The organism is Rhodococcus sp. WY5 (assembly GCF_018588185.1).
Classification (GTDB): domain Bacteria; phylum Actinomycetota; class Actinomycetes; order Mycobacteriales; family Mycobacteriaceae; genus Rhodococcus_F; species Rhodococcus_F qingshengii.
The window spans coordinates 140,449-157,969 of record NZ_JAAMPR010000004.1; the positions used below are offsets into that span (position 1 = coordinate 140,449).

Sequence of the window (17,521 nt, forward strand, 5' to 3'; positions counted from 1 at the left end):
GTCTCTTCAGCCGACGCTGAGTTCTTCTTGCGTGAACATCGTGACCCCGCCCGAGGCGAAGTTGCGAAGATCCTTGCCTGCCGCGATCATCTCTGGGGATACGAGGGCTGCTTTCAGCGACTCCTCGTCCGCGAAGTACAGATTCGCAACCGCGTAGTACGGAGGATCCGATCTATCCATGGAACTGACTTTGCCCCAAGTGAATTCGGTAAGACCCGGAATAATTTTCGCGAGGGGGATGTGCACTGAGGTGTAGTGCTCGTCGAACGCGGCGGGATCCTCGGGCTTTCCGTAACACACAGCGACTCGAAAGCTCATCAGTTTTCACCTTCCGGCTTGGCGACCAGCGTCAGCACGTCGTATGTGGCGACGGGATCGCCCTCTTGATTGACAACTACTGCATCCCAACGTACTTCACCGTAATCGGCGCTCTGGCGCGGCGTGATCAGCTTCGCGGTGAGAGTGACCGTCAGGCTGTCCTCGGCCTTGACCGGCGTCAGGAATCGAAGACTGTCAACGCCGAAGTTCGCAAGCACGGGGCCCGGCGCGGGGTCGACGAACAATCCGGCAGCCAGAGACACCACGAGGTAACCGTGCGCGACGATGCCACCGAACAGTGGATTTGCTGCTGCGGCCTCGGGATCGGTATGCGCGTAGAACGTGTCCCCGGTGAACTCGGCAAAGTGATCGATGTCCGCGAGCGTCACTTGACGCGGACCGCCCACGATCGTGTCGCCGAGCTTCAGCTCACCGAGGTTCTTGCGGAACGGGTGGACGTCACCGGTGATCTGCGCGGATCCGGTCACCCATTTGTTACCGACAGCGGTCAGCACATCCGGTGTTCCCTGAATTGCGGTGCGCTGCATGTGGTGCAACACTCCGCGAATACCGCCGAGTTCCTCACCACCGCCTGCGCGGCCCGGGCCACCGTGCACGAGAACGGGCAGCGGCGAACCATGGCCGGTGGACTCGCGGGCATCTTCACTGTTCAGGACCAGGATTCGGCCGTGGTACGGCGCGGATCCGAGAACGATCTCGCGTGCTACCGAGGAATCCTTCGTCACCAGCGAGGCGACTAGCGAACCCTTACCGCGGGCAACCAGGTCCAGCAGATCGGCGGTGTCCTCGTATCCGATGACCGTCGACACCGGCCCGAAAGCCTCGACCTCGTGCGGCTCGGGAGCGGTCTTGTCACCCGCCTTCAGCAGAACCGGCGCCATGAACGCACCGGGTCGTTGATCTACCGCATCGGGATCGCCGAAGACCACGGAGGCGGACTTCGTCAGTCCCCTGATCGATTTGAGAACCTCGTCGCGCTGCTCGATGCTGGCGAGCGCTCCCATCGTGACACCGTCGGTACGAGGATCGCCGACGACAACCTTAGCCAGGCGCGTCTTCAGGGCGTCGATGACGGGGTCGACGAGAGGCTGCGGCACCAGCACGCGGCGGATAGCCGTGCACTTCTGGCCAGCCTTTACGGTCATCTCGGCGAAAACACCCTTGACGAACAGATCGAACTCGGGATCCTCCGGCGTGACATCCGAACCGAGGATCGATGCATTGAGCGAGTCGGCCTCTGCGGTGAAGTGCACGCCCTCACCGACGACGTTCTGGTGCGAGCGCAGTGAGGCTGCAGTGTCGGCAGATCCGGTGAAGGCCACCGAATCCTGACCACCGAGGTGATCGATGATGCCGCGTGCACTACCGCAGATCAGCTGAACCGACCCCTCGGGGAGGAGACCGCTTTCAATGATGCGTCGGAACACCAATTCGGTAAGGTACGCAGTCTGGCTCGCAGGCTTGATCACCGACGGGACACCTGCGATGAACGCGGGCGCGAGCTTCTCCAGAAAGCCCCAGACGGGGAAGTTGAAGGCGTTGATCTGCACGGCCACACCGCGACGCGAAGTGTAAATGTGCTGGCCGAGGAACGTGCCCTTCTTACCAAGATGCTCGATTGCCCCGTCGAGGTAGACGGTGTCGTTGGGCAGCTCACGTCGAGCCTTGCTCGCGTAGCTCAGCACGGTGCCGAATCCGCCGTCGATGTCGACGCCAGAATCGCGCGTGGTGGCGCCGGTCAAGGTCGAGATCTCGTAGAACTCGTCCTTGCCTGCCATCAGAGTCAGGCCGAGCTGCTTGAGCAGTCCGGCGCGCTCGTGGAAGGTGAGCGCGGCGAGGGCCGGGCCGCCCACCCTGCGGGCATAGTCGATCATTCCTGCAACGTCGAGGCCGGTCGACGAGATACGCGCGACCTCGGTTCCGTCGATCGCACTGAGCAACGGCGTTCCCTCGTCGCTCGCGGCAAACCATTGTCCTTGGGCGTAGCTCTCCAGCAATCTGCTCACAGCTTCTCCGTCTTCCCGTACGTTCGGTTGGTAATTACCATCACCCCTGAGGCGTCAGCTTGTCAAGCACTACATTTCATTACCCTTGCAAACAAACGACTGAACCCGTAAGTCTCGTGCGCATGCACTTCAACCCACCTCGAAAGTGGTTCAGCACCAATAAATTCGGATGGGGAATCGGCCCGTACTCGAGGGAAGCGTGGGTTGTCACCGCCCTGTTTGCAGTGGCGGTGATCGTCCTGTCGACGACCGTCTTCGGTTAGTTCACGCGTCCGTGCATCAAGCTCTGCGCAACCCGTCGAACGTCAGCGCGACCACGGCGTCGGCGAGATCGTTAGCCGATCCACCGGTTCGCGGTTTGTACCACTCGATCAGGGAATTTACGGTTCCGAACAGCAACCTCGAGGCCAACGCGGGATCGATGTCGGCCCGCAGGTCCCCCTCCTTGGCTGCCTCGACGACGAGGTCGCTGACGAAGACGTCGAACTCGCGGCGTCGGGCGAGCGCACGGCGTTCGACCTCGGTATTTCCCCGCACACGAAGCAGAAGCGTCACGTAGGGGAGCTCGGCGACGAGGATCTCGACACTGCGCCTCACCAAGTATTCGAGCCGATCGATGTAGCGCCCCTCGATGGCCTGCCCCTCTGTGGTGACCGCGAACAACGCGTTCAGCGCACGCGACAGCGCGAGCTCCAGAAGTTCCGCTTTGCCGGAGACGTGGTGATAGATCGAGCTCTTCGTGATGCCGAGCCGACCGGCGAGGACCTCCATGGAAGTGCCGTCGTAACCCTTGTCGTTGAAGACCTTGACCGCGACAGCGAGCAACGAATCGAGATCATAACCTGGACGGCCGGGAAGCCCGGTTCGGCGCGGGGCACGTGCGGTTGTCATGTGGTTCATTCTCCCAGGCTCGTCGCGATTCCACAGCATCGGCGGCTCGCCGCTCTTGCGCGACGACCGAATGTTCGGTTATTAATAGAGAGTAACCCCGGCGAAGGAGCGAATAGTGGGCGAAGTTTTTCTGGTATCCGGCGCGAGAACGCCGCAGGGCCGATATGGCGGCGCTCTCGCGAGCGTTCGTCCCGACGATCTGGCAGGCATCGTCGTCGCCGAGGCAGTTCGACGTGCAGGAGTTCCGGCCGACATGATCGACGAGGTCGTTCTCGGCGCGGCGAACCAGGCAGGCGAGGACAATCGTGACGTGGCTCGAATGGCCGTATTGCTTGCAGGCTTGCCCGAATCCGTCCCCGGTTACACCGTCAACCGGCTGTGCGCGAGCGGCCTGACCGCCGTAGCCAACGCTGCCGCATCGATCCGCAGCGGCGAAGCCGACCTGATCGTTGCCGGCGGCGTCGAATCGATGACGAGGGCACCTTGGGTCATCGCGAAGCCGGGTACACCGTGGGCCAAGCCCGGCCAGATCTTCGACACATCGCTGGGCTGGCGGTTCACGAATCCCAAGTTCACCGAGCATGACGCGGGCCGCGGTGACAAGTACACGCTCTCCATGGGTGAGACCGCCGAGGAAGTTGCGGCGCAGGAGGGCATCACCCGCGAGGAGTCCGACGCCTTCGCGCTGCGAAGCCAGGATCGAGCGATCGCCGCGCAGGACGCCGGACGGTTCAACGACGAGATCGTCGCCGTTTCAACGAAGGACGGCGACGTCACCCGGGACGAAACCCCCCGCCGCGGCACCACACTCGAGAAGCTAGGAAAACTGAAGACCGCCTTCAAAAAAGACGGCATCGTCACCGCTGGAACCTCTTCGCCGTTCACCGACGGGGCCGCAGCCCTTGTCGTCGCCGGCGAAGAGGCTGTGAAGAAGTACAACCTCGAGGTTCGGGGACGGATCGTGACCAGCGCCAGCGCGGGTCTCGCTCCTCACGTCATGGGACTCGGACCCGTTCCGTCGACACAGAAGGCACTCACTCGCGCAGGCTGGAGCGTCGACGATCTGGGTGCGGTCGAACTCAACGAGGCATTCGCTGCGCAGTCGCTCGGCGTCATCCGGCAGCTGAAACTCGACGACGCAATCGTCAACGCCGACGGTGGTGCCATCGCGCTGGGACACCCGCTCGGTGCCTCCGGTGCTCGAATACTCCTGACGCTCCTGGGCCGGATGGAACGCGAGAAGGCCTCTCGCGGACTCGCCACGCTGTGCGTCGGCGTCGGCCAGGGTGTGTCGATGTTGATCGAGGCGCCGTGAACACGCTGGTGGTAGAGAATCTCTCGGATCGCGTGGTCGTCACGCTGTCGCGGGAGAAGCAGCGCAATGCCATCGATGCCGAGATGATATCCGAGCTACACCAGGTCTGCGCTCTGATCGAGGAGGATCCCAAGCTCCTCCTGCTCACCGGCCAGGGCGACCATTTCGCCGGCGGAGCGGATATAAATCAGCTCCGAGCCCGCAACCGCGACGACGCTCTACGCGGAATCAATCGAAACCTGTTCGACCGCATCGCCGCGCTACCGCTCCCGACCGTCGCCGCAATTCGCGGCTACACACTCGGAGGCGGCGCCGAGCTGTCCTACGCCTGCGACATCCGAATCGCCTCACCGACAGCAGTATTCGGCAATCCCGAGCCTGGCCTCGGAATCATGGCGGCCGCGGGCGCGAGCTATCGACTGCCGACGTTGGTCGGTGTTTCGGTGGCCAAGCAGATACTCCTCGGTGGCCGAACACTGGATGCGGACACCGCACTGTGCTCCGGTCTCGTCATGGACATCGTCGAAGATCCTCTAGACGCGGCACATTCACTGCTCGACCGCGTCGCGAAGCAAGCTCCACTGGCCCTGAAACTGACCAAGAAGATTCTCGACGCACCAGGCTCGCAACCGTGGGCGGACGACATCGCACAAGCGGTGCTGTTCGAGACCGAGGACAAACAACGCCGCATGACGGCATTTCTGGAGAAGAAGAAATGACAGTTCCCTCATATGTCGGTGTCGTCGGTGGCGGGCGAATGGGCGCGGGTATTGCCCAAGTGTTCGCCCAACTCGGATCGCAGGTGGTCATCGCCGAGGCCGCCGATCAAAAGGCAGCCGTAGATAGGGTGTCGACCGGTCTTGCGCGGGCACATGAACGCGGCAAGCTGGACAGGACGCCCGAGGAAATCCTGGCGCGGGTGTCCACCGTCGCAGGACCAGACGAGCTGCCGGCAGACCTCGACCTCGTCATCGAGGCCGTCCCGGAGATCCCGTCACTCAAGATCGAGGTTCTCGCACTGATCGACAAGACGGTGTCGGCGTCGACCGTGATCGCCTCAAACACCAGCTCGATCTCGATCGCCGAACTCGGCGCGGCGCTGAGCGATCCGTCCCGGTTCATCGGCATGCACTTCTTCAATCCGGTGCCGGTCTCTGAACTGGTAGAGATCGTGCGGGCACCGGCAACCTCGTCCGACGTCGTCGCGAAGGTGCGCGCGTGGGTTGGCTTGCTCGGCAAGAGCGAAGTTCTCGTCAACGACTCCCCTGGCTTCGCCACCAGCCGCCTCGGAGTCTGTCTCGGCCTCGAAGCGATCCGGATGCTCGAGGAAGGCGTCGCCGACGCCGAATCCATCGACCGCGCCATGGAACTCGGGTACAAGCACCCGATGGGGCCGCTGCGCTCGACGGATCTGGTCGGTCTCGACGTCAGGTTGGCCATCGCCGAACACCTCGCGTCGACGTTGGGCGACCGATTCACCCCGCCACAGCTGCTCCGAGACAAGGTTGCTCGCGGAGAACTCGGCCGCAAGTCCCGCAATGGATTTTACGATTGGGAGAAGAAATGACGGTACGACTCGACATCTCGGGCGCTCTCGCCACGATCGCCCTCGGGCGGTCCTCGCTGAACGTCGAAACCAAGGTCGCCTTCAAGGAAGCGGTCGATTGCGCAGCGAGCAATGCAAGCGTGCGCGCGGTCCTGCTGACGGCCGAGGGCAAGAACTTCTGTGTCGGTCAGGACCTCGGTGAACATGTCGCCGCACTCGAAGCCGATCCCGAGACAGCGATGGAGACCGTCGGGATTCACTACAACCCGTTGATTAAATCGCTGAAGGAACTCACCGTTCCGGTCGTCGTGGCGATCCCCGGTGCGTGCGTCGGCGCAGGGCTCGGCATCGCGCTGGCCGGCGACGTACGCGTTGCGGGCACGAACACGTCCTTCGGGACGGCCTTTACCGGTATCGGTCTGGCGAGCGATTCGGGGTTGAGTTACTCGCTGGTCGAATCGCTCGGAGCTTCCAGGGCATCGGCGCTTCTGCTTCTCGGCGACAAGATCTCCGCCGAGCAGGCGCTCGACTGGGGACTCATCCATCGACTGGTCCCTGACGAAGAGGTTCAGGGGACCGCGTTGAAGCTGGCCCAGAGGCTCGCGTCCGGGCCCACCGAGGCGTACCGGCAGGTCAAGTCTCTCGTCAGCGCTTCGGCGTCGGGCCTGTTCGACGCCCTCGTGCGTGAGGCAGCTGCCCAGACCCACCTCGGCCAGAGCGCGGATCACAAAGCGGCGGTCGACGCCTTCCTCGCCAAGGAGAAACCGGTTTTTGCGGGTCGTGAGGCTCTGCCCAGTGGCACGAACAACTACCTGCTGGGGTAGATGACATGACCGTGCCACTGGGCGGACGCCCGAACAACAGCCCGGCCTGTGCGCCACGTCACTTCGGTGCATACTTGTTGCCAACCGATCATTCGGTAATGAAAGTAGGACTTATGACCTCGTCAAACGCCCTGAGCGCCGACGCGCTGCAGGAAGACTTCGACGCGATTATCGCCCACGAACAGCGTGTCGAACCCCGCGACTGGATGCCCGACGGCTACCGCAAGTCGCTCATCCGGCAGATCGCACAGCACGCGCACTCCGAGATCATCGGCATGCAGCCCGAGGGTAACTGGCTCACGCGCGCGCCGTCGCTGCGTCGTAAAGCGATCCTCATGGCCAAGGTTCAGGACGAAGCCGGACACGGCCTCTACCTGTACTCCGCTGCGGAGACGCTCGGCGCCGACCGCGAAGACTTGACAGTCAAGCTCATCGAAGGCAAACAGAAGTACTCCTCGATCTTCAACTACCCCACCCTCACGTACGCGGACGTCGGTACCATCGGCTGGCTTGTCGACGGCGCTGCCATCTGCAACCAAGTTCCGCTGTGCCGCAGCTCCTTCGGACCGTACGCGCGCGCGATGATCCGAGTCTGCAAGGAAGAGTCCTTCCACCAGCGCCAGGGCTACGAGCTGCTCGCGACGATGATGCGCGGCACCGATGAGCAGCGTGCCATGGTCCAGGAATCAGTCAACCGCTGGTGGTGGCCGGCACTGATGATGTTCGGCCCGCCGGACGACGAAAGCCCCAACACCGAGCAGTCGATGAAGTGGGGCATCAAGCGCCACACCAACGACGAACTGCGCCAGCGTTTCGTCGACATGTCCATCCCGCAGGCCGAAGCTCTGGGAGTCACCTTCCCTGACCCGGACCTGAAGTGGAACGAAGAGCGTAAGTCCCACGACTTCGGTGAGCCCGACTGGAGCGAGTTCATGCAGGTCATCAACGGCAACGGTGCGTCGAACATCGAGCGCATCGCCAACCGTCGCGCAGCCCATGACGACGGCGCCTGGGTACGCGAAGCAGCAACCGCCTTTGCCGAGAGGAACGCATCATGACCGAATTCACCGCACAGGACGGCCACGGCGCCCTTCCCACCGAAAACGCGCCCGTCGAGCCGAAAAAGTCTACCGTCAAGGCTGATTGGCCCCTGTACGAGGTTTTCCTGCGCGGTAAGCGCGGACTCAATCATGTGCACGTCGGATCGCTCCACGCCGCCGACGACCATATGGCTCTACGGCACGCTCGCGACGTCTACACCCGCCGCAACGAGGGCATCAGCATCTGGGTCGTCCCGTCCAACTCGATCGTCGCATCTTCGCCGTCGGAGAAGGACCCGTTCTTCGCGCCCAACGGCGACAAGGTGTACCGCCACCCGACGTTCTACGAGATCCCCGACAATGTTCCCCACATGTGAAGGCTTCCAAAATGACTGATCACGACAGCGCTTACGAAGGCTTGGTCAACGAAGACACACATGGGCAGTGGGCTTTCGGAACCAGCTTCGACGATCCGCTTGCCGGTGTCGATACCACCGTGCCCAACGACGTGGACCTCGAAGTCCTTGCCGCATACTGCCTCATGCTCGGTGACGACGCACTGATCAGCGCACAGCGCCTGGCCGAGTGGAGCACGCGTGCACCGGAGCTCGAAGAAGAAGTCGCGCTGGCAAATGTCGGACTGGATCTACTCGGTCAGGCTCGTTTGCTCCTCGCCCGTGCCGCCGCAGCTGACTCTTCGGTGGTGCCAGTTATCTCCGACACCTCGCCCGCGCCTGCAGAAGATGCCTTAGCTTTCTTCCGCACTGATTCCGAATTCCGCAACGTGAGGCTCGCCGAACTCGATAACGGCGACTTCGCGAAGTCGCAGGTGCGTCTGCTGATCCTGTCGACGTGGCGCCTCGCGATCTTCGATCGTTTGCGCACTTCACGCGACCCGGTCCTCGCCGCCGTCGCCAACAAGGGCATCAAAGAACTCACCTATCACCGGGACTACTCGGCACGCTGGATCGTCACTCTCGGTTGCGGAACGGACGAATCCAAGCGACGCGTCAAGGACGCCCTCGATCGCGTCTGGCCCTACGTCTCCGAACTGTTCCTGCCCACCGACGAAGAGATCGCTCTCGCGAAGGTCGGCGTCGGCGTCGACCCCCGCGACGTGCGAGAAGAATTCGACTCGGTGATCGATCAGGTTCTCCATGCTGCAGAACTGGCTGCGCCGGAGGGCAAGTCCGTCGGCACCATCGGTGGACGCGGCGGGCGTCGCGGTATCCACACGGAAGCGTTCGGATCGTTGATCGCCGAAATGCAAACCGTCGCCCGTGCCCACCCGGAGGGAGTCTGGTGACCACCATGCACATGTCAGCACGCGAGATCGCAGCCACCGTCATGGACCCCGAAATGCCCCTGCTCACCCTCGACGACCTCGGTGTCCTGCGCGAGGTCGAGGTCCGCGAGAACGGCCGCGTCCGCGTCACCATCACCCCGACCTACTCAGGATGCCCGGCGATGGCCACCATGCGCGACGATATCAAGCACAAACTTCTCGACGGCGGCTATACCGATGTCGAGATCGTCACGAGTCTGAGCCCGGCGTGGAGCACCGACTGGATTTCCGAGGACGGTCTCCGCAAGCTTCGAGAGACCGGGTACTCGACGCCTGGACCTGCGCCTGCCCGCACATCCGGGCCGGTACCACTGACCCTGTCAATCAAGCCACGCGTCATCGACTGCCCGCAATGTGGTTCTACCAGAACACGACTCACCTCGGAGTTCGGCGCCACACTGTGCAAGGCGCAGTACCGCTGTGACAACTGCCTCGAACCCTTCGACCACGTGAAGGAAATCTGATGACCGTCACCGACCAACCAGTCGTCACATCAAATCGCAACAGGGCTTTTCATACGCTCACCGTCTCCGACGTCGAATCATTGTGCGACGACGCCGTCGTCGTCACGTTCGACGTCCCGGATGACCTGCAGAACGAATTCCACTTCCTCCCAGGCCAATCGTTGATGCTCAGCCGCACAGTGGATGGCGTCGAACATCGTCGTTCGTACTCGATCTGCGCGGCAGCGGGCACCCGCCCACGCGTCGGCGTCCGTGAGGTCACAAACGGTCTCTTCTCCTCGTGGTTGGTGCACGAGGTCAGGGCCGGCGACAAGATCGACGTGCAGGGCCCGAGTGGAAACTTCCACGCGGACCCCGCAGCCGGCGGTCGCCACGTGCTGATCGCTGCAGGCTCCGGCATCACCCCGATGCTCTCGATCGCCGCGTCGATGCTCGCCAACCCCGATGCCGAAGTCATTCTCCTATACGGAAACCGGCGTACCCGATCGGTGATGTTCGCCGAGGAGATCGCCGACCTCAAAGACCAGTACGGTGCCAGGTTCGACATCATCCACGTGCTTTCACGTGAGCCTCGTGAGGTCGAACTGTTCAGCGGCAGGCTCGATGCCGAGCGACTGAAAGACATCCTCAACACCGTGGTTCCCACACCGGACATCGACCACTTCTGGTTGTGCGGGCCCTTCGGAATGGTGAACGACGCGCAGGAGGTTCTCACTGGCCTTGGCGTCGAAAATTCCCAGATCCACCACGAACTCTTTTACGTCGACGACGTCCCCCCACCTCAGGAGAAACACCGAGAACCCGGTGTCACCGGTCCGAGTAGTGAGGTCACCATCACCCTCGATGGGCGCAGCGTGACAGGAACACTTCCCCAGGATGAGTCGATCCTCGACTCCGCCGAGCAGTTGCGCTCCGACCTTCCCTTCGCATGCAAAGGCGGCGTGTGCGGAACCTGCCGCGCCAAGGTGACCCTCGGCGATGTGGACATGCGCCGCAACTACGCGCTCGAGGACAACGAAATCGCTGCAGGCTTCGTGCTCACCTGCCAGACCTTCCCCGTCAGCGACGCCGTAACCGTCGACTTCGACGCCTGAACCGAAGGTTTCACAATGACCAGTGTGCTGTCCGCCCCCTCCGATACACCCGACATCGAGTTCGCCTCGCGTGACCGCATCTCCACTCTTCAACTCGAACGCCTGCAGTGGTCGCTAAAACACGCGTACGACAAGGTCCCGCATTACCGGAAAGCATTCGACGACGCCGGAGTGCATCCAAGTGATTTGAAGGAACTGAGCGATCTGGCCAAGTTCCCGTTCACCTCAAAGCGGGACCTACGCGAGAACTACCCGTTCGGCATGTTCGCCGTTCCGCAGGACCAGGTATCCAGAATCCACGCGTCTTCCGGAACGACGGGTCGGCCGACGGTCGTAGGGTACACGGCGAACGACATCAGCAACTGGGCCGACCTCATCGCCCGAAGTTTGAGAGCTGGTGGTGTCAAGCCTTCGGACAAAGTCCACGTCGCCTACGGTTACGGATTGTTCACCGGCGGCCTCGGCGCGCATTACGGCGCAGAACGTTTGGGCTGCACCGTGATTCCCATGTCAGGCGGTATGACTGACCGTCAGATCCAGCTCATCGAGGACTTCGAACCCGACGCGATCCTCGTCACCCCGTCGTACATGCTCACGATCGTCGACGCCATGATCAAGAAGGGCATCGACCCGTCGAAGACCTCACTGACGACCGGAGTTTTCGGCGCCGAGCCGTGGACCGAGGAGATGCGCAAGGAGATCGAGAAGTCCCTCGACATGAATGCCGTCGACATCTACGGTCTGTCCGAGGTCATGGGGCCGGGCGTTGCGATGGAATGCGTCGAAACCAAGGACGGACTGCACATCTGGGAGGATCATTTCTACCCGGAGATCATCGATCCGGTGACCGGAGAGGTTCTTCCCGACGGCGAGGAAGGCGAGTTAGTCTTCACGTCCTTGTCCAAGGAAGCGATGCCAATCATCCGTTACCGTACCCGTGACCTGACGCGTCTGTTACCCGGCACGGCTCGCACCATGCGGCGCATGCAAAAGGTCACCGGACGCACCGACGACATGATCATTCTGCGTGGGGTCAATCTGTTCCCAACTCAGATCGAAGAGCTGATTTTGACCGTTCCGACCCTCGCCCCACAGTTCCAGTGCGTCCTTGAACGCTCCGGCCGTATGGACTCGTTGAGGGTTCTTGTCGAGACCCGTTCGGATGTCGCGTCCAATGTTCGTGACACTGCAGCTACGACGCTGCGTGCGCTTGTGAAGGATCGAATCGGTGTCAGCGTCCACGTAGAAGTCGTGGAGCCTGCTGCGCTCGAACGTTCCATCGGGAAGGCCCGTCGCTTGATCGACAAGCGGTTGCCTTCGTGAGCTCGGAAGCTTTCTGCGCTGCCTCCAGGACCTGTCGGATCGACTTTAAGCGGATCCTGGAGACTGTCGCATTGACCGACGACCCTACAAGACGATCGTGACGACTTTTTCCTCCGTATTGGCTTCGATTCCGGCCCAGCCCAATTCACGGCCGGTTCCGCTGGACTTCATCCCTCCCCAGGGAAGGGCGGGGTCGATTGCGGCCCATCCATTCACCCATACAGCACCAGACCTGACTTGCGCGGCGAGTCCGTGTGCGTGAGATACATCCCGAGTCCAGATACTTGCCGCAAGTCCGTAAACGGTTCCGTTGGCGATGGAGATCGCCTCGTCGGTAGTGTCGAAGGGAATCACGGTGCCTACGGGACCAAAAATTTCTTCCTGCGCGATGACCATGCCGTTGTGTGCGTCGGCGAAGATCGTCGGTTCGACGAAGAATCCGTCTCCGTCCGGCCGACCGCCTCCTGCAGTGAGGCGGGCTCCCCCGTCGCGGCCCGCCTGTATGTACCCCAGTACCGACTCGCGCTGCTTCGCGTTGATGAGCGCGCCCATGGTGGTCTGTGGGTCGAACGGGTCGCCGAGCACCTGAGCAGATGCGGCGGCAGACAACCCGTCGACCACCTGCGAGTACAGGGATCGATGTACGAGTACACGGGTTCCCGCCGCGCACACCTGTCCTTGGTTGAAAAACAATCCCATCGCGGTGCCATTGATCGCGGACTCGACGTCAGCGTCGGCGAGGATGATCTGGGGAGACTTACCACCGAGTTCGAGGGTGATGCGCTTGAAGGTGTCGGCGGCCTTCTTTGCAATGATTCGACCAACGCGAGGGCTACCGGTAAAGCTAATTTTATTGATACCGGGATGTCCGACTATGGCATCCCCGGTCACCTCGCCGAGGCCCGGAAGAACATTGACAACGCCTGCGGGTACACCGGCTTCGGCGATGAGCCGAGCGAGGTGCAGAATTGACAGTGGGGCATCCTCTGGCGGTTTCACCACAAGTGTATTGCCGGCGGCCAATGCGGGAGCCAACTTCCATGCGGCGATCATTAGCGGCGTGTTCCACGGGATGATCGCACCGATGACACCGACAGGTTCGCGCACGGTGTAGGAGTGAGTCGGTCGCCCGAAATACCCAGCGGTCGGAATGGTCGCACCGTGAATCTTGTCCGCCCAACCAGCGAAATGTCGGAATGTCGCTGCTGCGTTGGGAATGTCGAGCATGATCGGCTGACCCACGGGTTTGCCGATATCCAGCGCTTCGAGGCGAGAAAGTAGATCGCCGTCTCGCTCGATGAGGTCGGCGATACGGTTCAGTAGCTTTCCGCGCACGACCCCGGGCGTCGAGCCCCATTCACCACCGAGTTGGGTGCGCGCAGCGCTTACGGCTGCATCGACGTCCGCTGCGGTTGCCGATGCGATCTCGGACAGTGGTTGCGCCGTAGTCGGATTCACATCAGTGAACGTCCCCCCGTCGGAGGCATCGCGCCATTCGCCATCGATATACAGTCGAGTCGCGGTGTCATCGGGCAATAACTGCGAGGGCTGTTCGCGCAGTGTGGTCATCGATTTTGCCTTTCGTCGGATCAGGTTTCAGTGCGGAATTCGGACGCCGCCAAATTTGGCCTCGTCGCGTCCGTGACTGGGAGCAGGCAGTCATTCCCCGATTAGCGGCAGCAGCAGCGCTATTCGAAGTTTGGAATCCACTTCTCGGCCCAGCGCAAGGGTGTTGTCCAGCAGCGGGGCGAGGGTGTTAACCTTGGCATTTGCGCTGTTTAGCGTGTTAACGATGTTGGCAGCAGGAGCCGCTGCCGCATTGGCGTGGCCGGACGCCGCTTGGCCGGCGTCGATGATGCCGGCAAGTGGAGCGTCGGCGGAGGACAATGCGATTCCGAGCTCACCGAGGTTTTCGCCCAACGTCCCGAGGGTTTCGTTGGCGCGCACCAACTGATCGAGAACCCCGACTACCTCGGGCAACCCTCGATCGATGGCGTCGTTGGCGGGGCTCAACTCTGCGGCTCCGGCAAGTGCCTCGTCTGTGGTGGCGTCGACAGTTTGTGCTTGTACGACTCCATCCTTGAAAATGTCGTTCGAGGTTGCGAGATCACGTGTGACAATGAGGATCCCGGTGAGTGCGGCGAGCGTGAAACCGACAGTTACTGCCCAGGAAATGCGTAGCATGATGGTAGAGGGCCTTTCACCTGCGCGAGACGAGTGCGAATCTCCGCAAGTGGTCACGGGGATGGGATGGAAGCAGGGATTGAGAGGGGCGGAAGGTTCAGGGCGTTAATCGGTGGACCGATTACCGCGAGGAGTGGGCCGAAAACACGGACATGCGCTGCTTCTTCACGAACGATGGCCAGTGTCGCTGCAATGTCACTCGCCTTGGGCCCCAGCGCACCCAGCGACGTCTGGATGGTGGCCAGCCCTTGCTGCATATTTTGAAGTTCACCGGCGACGGAGCCCACTGCAGTGGACAGACCGGCAACGGTCGGGGTCGCGTTATTCGCGCGGCCGATGACGTCCGTGATCAAGCTCGGCAGCGGCATTGCAATATCGTTCACGTTCGCAGTGGACGCATTGAGCGTCTGTGCACTGCCGGTGAGAGCGCCCGCACGGTCTGTGAGGCTCTCCAGGTTGTCAGCTAACGGACGTAGGGTTTGAATATCGCCTGCGAGCTGTTCGTGTTTGGGAACGAGAACTGATGTGAGCGTGTCGAATTGACCTGCAGAATTGATCAGCTCCGCGCTCAGCGAGGAAGGGCGACCGAGTGGATCACTGATATCGCGCAAACCGGGGACGAATCCATTGATTGCGCACAGTACGACTGCACTCCCACCCCCGATGAGTAGCGCAATGGCGGTCCATGACTTCGCCGTAACCGTCATTTGTTCTCTCCTGGTGCGGGTATGAACGCATCTTGCGCCGGAATCAGCGCGAGTTTGTTGGTCGTGCGCGTCAATTCCGCGTTGAGCTGGTTGACCAGATCGATTGCGGTGACCAACGAGCTGTCGACATCGGTCACCGTCTGATCAGCATCTGTGGATATTCGTGCCAACGAAGCAGCGGAGCTTTGCAGAGTCGTGGCGACACCTTCCAAGGCAGCCGCAATAGTTGCATCACCCTGTCCGGCCGCCAACAATGTGCGCGCATTCGGCAGCAGACCCGCGAGGCTGTCCACGTCGGCTGTCGTAGCCGTATTCAAGTTGGCGAGAATACTTGCGAGTTCGTCGAGTTGCTTACGTGCTGTCGCGGGAGCGGTGAGATCAGCTCGTTGGTCGAACATCGCATTGGTGACGGTGAAGTTGCTCACGACGGTATGGGCGCTGTCGCGAACGAGCTTGCCCTTGTGAATGCAGATAAGGACAAGGATGAACAGAGCGATCGCCAAGATAGCCGCCAACCGGCCCAGCCATTCAGTTGTCGTCGCTAATGGGCCTGTAGTTGGCAACGCCGTTCCGGGCACGTCGACGCGGTGCCGTAACCGCCCTCGCATGGCGGGCAATGCCGATGCGGGGACATTCGTCCGTTGAAACCTGGTCAGTGCACCCGCCCGATATCCTGGGTTCGGAGATGTGTGGTCCTGCTGCATATCACGTCCGTATCGATCGAATTGGTGTGCGGGCTGCCCGCGCTTTTATCCAGGGAGCGGCAGCATCTGATTGATGGTCATGGCAGCCTCTACCGAGCCGGCAAGGTCGTCAACGAGACCTTGCACGACTGCCAACAGATCGGCGCCCTGGCCGCCGAAAGCCTCCGCCGAGGTGACCAACGGGATAACCGCGTCTTGCACGTCGCCCATCACGGCCTGAATCGAGGTCAACTGTTCGTTGGTCACCTGGGCACCAGATGTGCTGCTCGCGAGCATGTCGGCAGCAGGGCGGATGGCGTCGTCTAGTTGCACGAGCAGGGGGTTCAACGCCGCTGTTGCGTCGAGTGCGGTGCGCGCTGTGTCAGTGATCTCGGTGAGGCGTGCGAGCTGATTTGTGAGTCGGTCGTTGACATCGACGATGCCCTGCGAGGCGGCGATGCTGGTGAGATTCGCTTGCTGCTGATTGTCGAGGCGGCCGTTCAAAGTGAATACGACAAAAGACAACAGCCCCAAGACGCCGACGGCGATTAACGCGAACACTAGACGAGCTGGGCCACCGGGTTTTCCAAACAAGATCACGTTCTTTCCTTACTTCCCGGAGAGGTCGTCGGCGGATTCCTGAGCCGAGACCCGTGCACTGTGAACCAGAGCTGCGGTGTTCTTGGCATCGACCAGAATGCTGTCGAGGGTCGCGCGGTCTACTGTCAGTGCGGCTGCGGCGTCGGCGACGGGCGGCTGAAGCGCTTCTACCTGCGTCGTCAGCGCATCGAGCGAATCGATCAACTCGGTGACGTTGGCACCGGCGCTGTCCAGGGTGAACTGCACATCGTTGCTGATCTGCCCGATCAAGGTTGTCAGTTCACTCGACACAGCAGTGTCCGTGGCCAGGACATCGGTGAGTGCGGCATTCATCTTGTCCAGAGCATCGAAGGCCGCCAGGGTGACGGTTTCATGTTCGACGATTCGGTCGAGAGCTGGGTTGTAGTTGTTCGCGGACTCGACCGCCTGATCCAGGCGGTAGGGAGTAGCGGTCAAATTGTAGATCCGCGGATAAAGGTAGAGGGCGCCGATGACAGCGACCACCACGATCAAGGCAATACGAGTGCACTTGACCGCTGTCGAGACGGGCGGCCGTCGATGAGAGGACTGTTCGTCGTAGGCACGCATTATGGGCCCGGTGGGGTAGTCGTCTACGAATCGGCTTCGTCTGTTGTCCTCGACGGAGGTCACGATTCGACGACCGAGACAAGCGCGATGGTGCGGAGCGCTGTGACCGTGTGCGTCAGCAGACCTTTGACGACAAGTTTATGGGAAAGAATCGATCCGAGAACCTTGAAACCACGGCCGGTGAAGAAGCCGACGGGAAGCAATCCTCCCGCTTTCATCTTCAATTGCGACACGTCCAAGATCTGATCGACCGTAGCGATAACCGTCACTACTGGCGTGCCCACGATATCGTTGTAGACCACAGCATCGGAATCACCGAAAATGATCGTGCACGCACTGTCGGTGTCGGTACTGACAATGGCAATCGGCTGGGCGGTTTTCCGAGCGAACTTCACTCGATCGGGAAAGTTTTCGAAATTCTGCGCGAGGAGCATGGCAACGATGTTCGAGACACCGTTTGCGTCGTCTCCGTCGTACAAGGTTACGGGATATGTGCTGGATTCGACTGAAACCATGGTGCGGCCTTTCGATGCATGGATACACCCTGTGCAGGGCCGTTACCGGGTCGGGCG

Annotated in this window: 21 protein-coding genes; 11 read left to right on the forward strand and 10 right to left on the reverse strand. The window is 61.5% G+C overall.

The window, feature by feature from the left end:
* Positions 1 to 6: 6 nt before the first annotated feature.
* Together G4D79_RS32455 and paaZ are read right to left on the reverse strand one after the other, a co-directional pair.
* Positions 7 to 318: an EthD family reductase gene (locus G4D79_RS32455; RefSeq protein WP_214514851.1), complete on the reverse strand. Its 312-nt coding sequence runs from the start codon at positions 316 to 318 to the stop codon at positions 7 to 9.
* Entirely contained in the window at positions 318 to 2,345 is a 2,028-nt protein-coding gene (gene paaZ, locus G4D79_RS32460; protein WP_214514852.1) for a phenylacetic acid degradation bifunctional protein PaaZ, read from the reverse strand. The genes G4D79_RS32455 and paaZ overlap by 1 nt, the downstream gene beginning before the upstream one ends.
* A 122-nt stretch (positions 2,346 to 2,467) precedes the next feature.
* On the opposite strand from paaZ, the gene G4D79_RS32465 reads away from it, so the two are divergent.
* On the forward strand, positions 2,468 to 2,608 hold the full coding sequence (locus G4D79_RS32465) for a hypothetical protein (protein ID WP_172436762.1): 141 nt from the start codon (positions 2,468 to 2,470) through the stop codon (positions 2,606 to 2,608).
* A 16-nt stretch (positions 2,609 to 2,624) separates the two neighbouring features.
* On the opposite strand, the gene G4D79_RS32470 is transcribed toward G4D79_RS32465, so the two are convergent.
* The gene (locus G4D79_RS32470; protein WP_095973232.1) at positions 2,625 to 3,236 is read right to left on the reverse strand and encodes a TetR/AcrR family transcriptional regulator; all 612 of its coding nucleotides are present in this window, start codon (positions 3,234 to 3,236) and stop codon (positions 2,625 to 2,627) included.
* 115 nt (positions 3,237 to 3,351) lie between these two features.
* On the opposite strand from G4D79_RS32470, the gene G4D79_RS32475 reads away from it, so the two are divergent.
* The 10 genes from G4D79_RS32475 (at position 3,352) to paaK (ending at position 12,187) form a co-directional block, all read left to right on the forward strand.
* Entirely contained in the window at positions 3,352 to 4,551 is a 1,200-nt protein-coding gene (locus G4D79_RS32475) for a thiolase family protein (RefSeq protein ID WP_214514853.1), read from the forward strand.
* A complete protein-coding gene (locus G4D79_RS32480) occupies positions 4,548 to 5,270 on the forward strand; it encodes an enoyl-CoA hydratase/isomerase family protein (RefSeq protein ID WP_214514854.1) in 723 nt (240 codons plus the stop codon). The genes G4D79_RS32475 and G4D79_RS32480 overlap by 4 nt, the downstream gene beginning before the upstream one ends.
* Positions 5,267 to 6,118 (forward strand): 3-hydroxyacyl-CoA dehydrogenase family protein, encoded by an 852-nt coding sequence (locus G4D79_RS32485; RefSeq protein WP_214514855.1) that lies wholly within the window; start codon positions 5,267 to 5,269, stop codon positions 6,116 to 6,118. The genes G4D79_RS32480 and G4D79_RS32485 overlap by 4 nt, the downstream gene beginning before the upstream one ends.
* Positions 6,115 to 6,921 (forward strand): enoyl-CoA hydratase-related protein, encoded by an 807-nt coding sequence (locus tag G4D79_RS32490; RefSeq protein ID WP_214514856.1) that lies wholly within the window; start codon positions 6,115 to 6,117, stop codon positions 6,919 to 6,921. Before G4D79_RS32485 ends, G4D79_RS32490 begins: the two co-directional genes overlap by 4 nt.
* 113 nt (positions 6,922 to 7,034) lie before the next feature.
* Positions 7,035 to 7,979, forward strand: a complete 945-nt coding sequence (gene paaA / locus G4D79_RS32495; RefSeq protein ID WP_214514857.1) for a 1,2-phenylacetyl-CoA epoxidase subunit PaaA — start codon at positions 7,035 to 7,037, stop codon at positions 7,977 to 7,979.
* A complete protein-coding gene (gene paaB / locus G4D79_RS32500; RefSeq protein ID WP_250888127.1) occupies positions 7,976 to 8,338 on the forward strand; it encodes a 1,2-phenylacetyl-CoA epoxidase subunit PaaB in 363 nt (120 codons plus the stop codon). The genes paaA and paaB overlap by 4 nt, the downstream gene beginning before the upstream one ends.
* Before the next feature lie 11 nt (positions 8,339 to 8,349).
* Positions 8,350 to 9,267: a 1,2-phenylacetyl-CoA epoxidase subunit PaaC gene (gene paaC / locus G4D79_RS32505; RefSeq protein WP_214514858.1), complete on the forward strand. Its 918-nt coding sequence runs from the start codon at positions 8,350 to 8,352 to the stop codon at positions 9,265 to 9,267.
* Positions 9,261 to 9,770, forward strand: coding sequence for a 1,2-phenylacetyl-CoA epoxidase subunit PaaD (gene paaD, locus G4D79_RS32510; protein ID WP_374223459.1), 510 nt, complete (start codon positions 9,261 to 9,263; stop codon positions 9,768 to 9,770). The genes paaC and paaD overlap by 7 nt, the downstream gene beginning before the upstream one ends.
* Positions 9,770 to 10,864, forward strand: coding sequence for a 1,2-phenylacetyl-CoA epoxidase subunit PaaE (gene paaE, locus G4D79_RS32515; protein ID WP_214514859.1), 1,095 nt, complete (start codon positions 9,770 to 9,772; stop codon positions 10,862 to 10,864). Before paaD ends, paaE begins: the two co-directional genes overlap by 1 nt.
* 15 nt (positions 10,865 to 10,879) lie before the next feature.
* Complete coding sequence (gene paaK / locus G4D79_RS32520; RefSeq protein ID WP_214514860.1) at positions 10,880 to 12,187, forward strand: phenylacetate--CoA ligase PaaK; 1,308 nt, start codon at positions 10,880 to 10,882, stop codon at positions 12,185 to 12,187.
* 84 nt (positions 12,188 to 12,271) lie between these two features.
* Here the strand turns inward: paaK and styD are convergent, their stop codons facing one another.
* From styD to G4D79_RS32555, 7 genes are all read right to left on the reverse strand, one after another.
* On the reverse strand, positions 12,272 to 13,756 hold the full coding sequence (gene styD, locus G4D79_RS32525; RefSeq protein ID WP_214514861.1) for a phenylacetaldehyde dehydrogenase StyD: 1,485 nt from the start codon (positions 13,754 to 13,756) through the stop codon (positions 12,272 to 12,274).
* Positions 13,757 to 13,846: 90 nt separating this feature from the next.
* On the reverse strand, positions 13,847 to 14,371 hold the full coding sequence (locus G4D79_RS32530; RefSeq protein ID WP_214514862.1) for a hypothetical protein: 525 nt from the start codon (positions 14,369 to 14,371) through the stop codon (positions 13,847 to 13,849).
* A gap of 53 nt (positions 14,372 to 14,424) precedes the next feature.
* Positions 14,425 to 15,078, reverse strand: coding sequence for a hypothetical protein (locus G4D79_RS32535; protein WP_214514863.1), 654 nt, complete (start codon positions 15,076 to 15,078; stop codon positions 14,425 to 14,427).
* A complete protein-coding gene (locus G4D79_RS32540) occupies positions 15,075 to 15,581 on the reverse strand; it encodes a hypothetical protein (protein WP_308252627.1) in 507 nt (168 codons plus the stop codon). Before G4D79_RS32540 ends, G4D79_RS32535 begins: the two co-directional genes overlap by 4 nt.
* Positions 15,582 to 15,827: 246 nt before the next feature.
* Entirely contained in the window at positions 15,828 to 16,361 is a 534-nt protein-coding gene (locus G4D79_RS32545; protein ID WP_214514865.1) for a hypothetical protein, read from the reverse strand.
* A gap of 9 nt (positions 16,362 to 16,370) precedes the next feature.
* Positions 16,371 to 17,012: a hypothetical protein gene (locus tag G4D79_RS32550; protein ID WP_308252628.1), complete on the reverse strand. Its 642-nt coding sequence runs from the start codon at positions 17,010 to 17,012 to the stop codon at positions 16,371 to 16,373.
* On the reverse strand, positions 17,009 to 17,464 hold the full coding sequence (locus tag G4D79_RS32555) for a hypothetical protein (protein WP_214514866.1): 456 nt from the start codon (positions 17,462 to 17,464) through the stop codon (positions 17,009 to 17,011). Before G4D79_RS32555 ends, G4D79_RS32550 begins: the two co-directional genes overlap by 4 nt.
* Positions 17,465 to 17,521 lie beyond the last annotated feature (57 nt).

What these genes read in the sequence shown, in the direction of transcription:
- G4D79_RS32470 (WP_095973232.1), bottom strand. Translation starts at nt 3,236, where the DNA reads ATGACAACCGCACGTGCCCCGCGCCGAACCGGGCTTCCCGGCCGTCCA.
- styD (WP_214514861.1), bottom strand. Translation starts at nt 13,756, where the DNA reads ATGACCACACTGCGCGAACAGCCCTCGCAGTTATTGCCCGATGACACC.
- G4D79_RS32530 (WP_214514862.1), bottom strand. Translation starts at nt 14,371, where the DNA reads ATGCTACGCATTTCCTGGGCAGTAACTGTCGGTTTCACGCTCGCCGCA.
- paaE (WP_214514859.1), top strand. Translation starts at nt 9,770, where the DNA reads ATGACCGTCACCGACCAACCAGTCGTCACATCAAATCGCAACAGGGCT.
- G4D79_RS32455 (WP_214514851.1), bottom strand. Translation starts at nt 318, where the DNA reads ATGAGCTTTCGAGTCGCTGTGTGTTACGGAAAGCCCGAGGATCCCGCC.
- G4D79_RS32485 (WP_214514855.1), top strand. Translation starts at nt 5,267, where the DNA reads ATGACAGTTCCCTCATATGTCGGTGTCGTCGGTGGCGGGCGAATGGGC.
- paaC (WP_214514858.1), top strand. Translation starts at nt 8,350, where the DNA reads ATGACTGATCACGACAGCGCTTACGAAGGCTTGGTCAACGAAGACACA.
- paaA (WP_214514857.1), top strand. Translation starts at nt 7,035, where the DNA reads ATGACCTCGTCAAACGCCCTGAGCGCCGACGCGCTGCAGGAAGACTTC.
- G4D79_RS32465 (WP_172436762.1), top strand. Translation starts at nt 2,468, where the DNA reads ATGCACTTCAACCCACCTCGAAAGTGGTTCAGCACCAATAAATTCGGA.
- G4D79_RS32555 (WP_214514866.1), bottom strand. Translation starts at nt 17,464, where the DNA reads ATGGTTTCAGTCGAATCCAGCACATATCCCGTAACCTTGTACGACGGA.
- paaK (WP_214514860.1), top strand. Translation starts at nt 10,880, where the DNA reads ATGACCAGTGTGCTGTCCGCCCCCTCCGATACACCCGACATCGAGTTC.
- G4D79_RS32535 (WP_214514863.1), bottom strand. Translation starts at nt 15,078, where the DNA reads ATGACGGTTACGGCGAAGTCATGGACCGCCATTGCGCTACTCATCGGG.
- G4D79_RS32490 (WP_214514856.1), top strand. Translation starts at nt 6,115, where the DNA reads ATGACGGTACGACTCGACATCTCGGGCGCTCTCGCCACGATCGCCCTC.
- paaB (WP_250888127.1), top strand. Translation starts at nt 7,976, where the DNA reads ATGACCGAATTCACCGCACAGGACGGCCACGGCGCCCTTCCCACCGAA.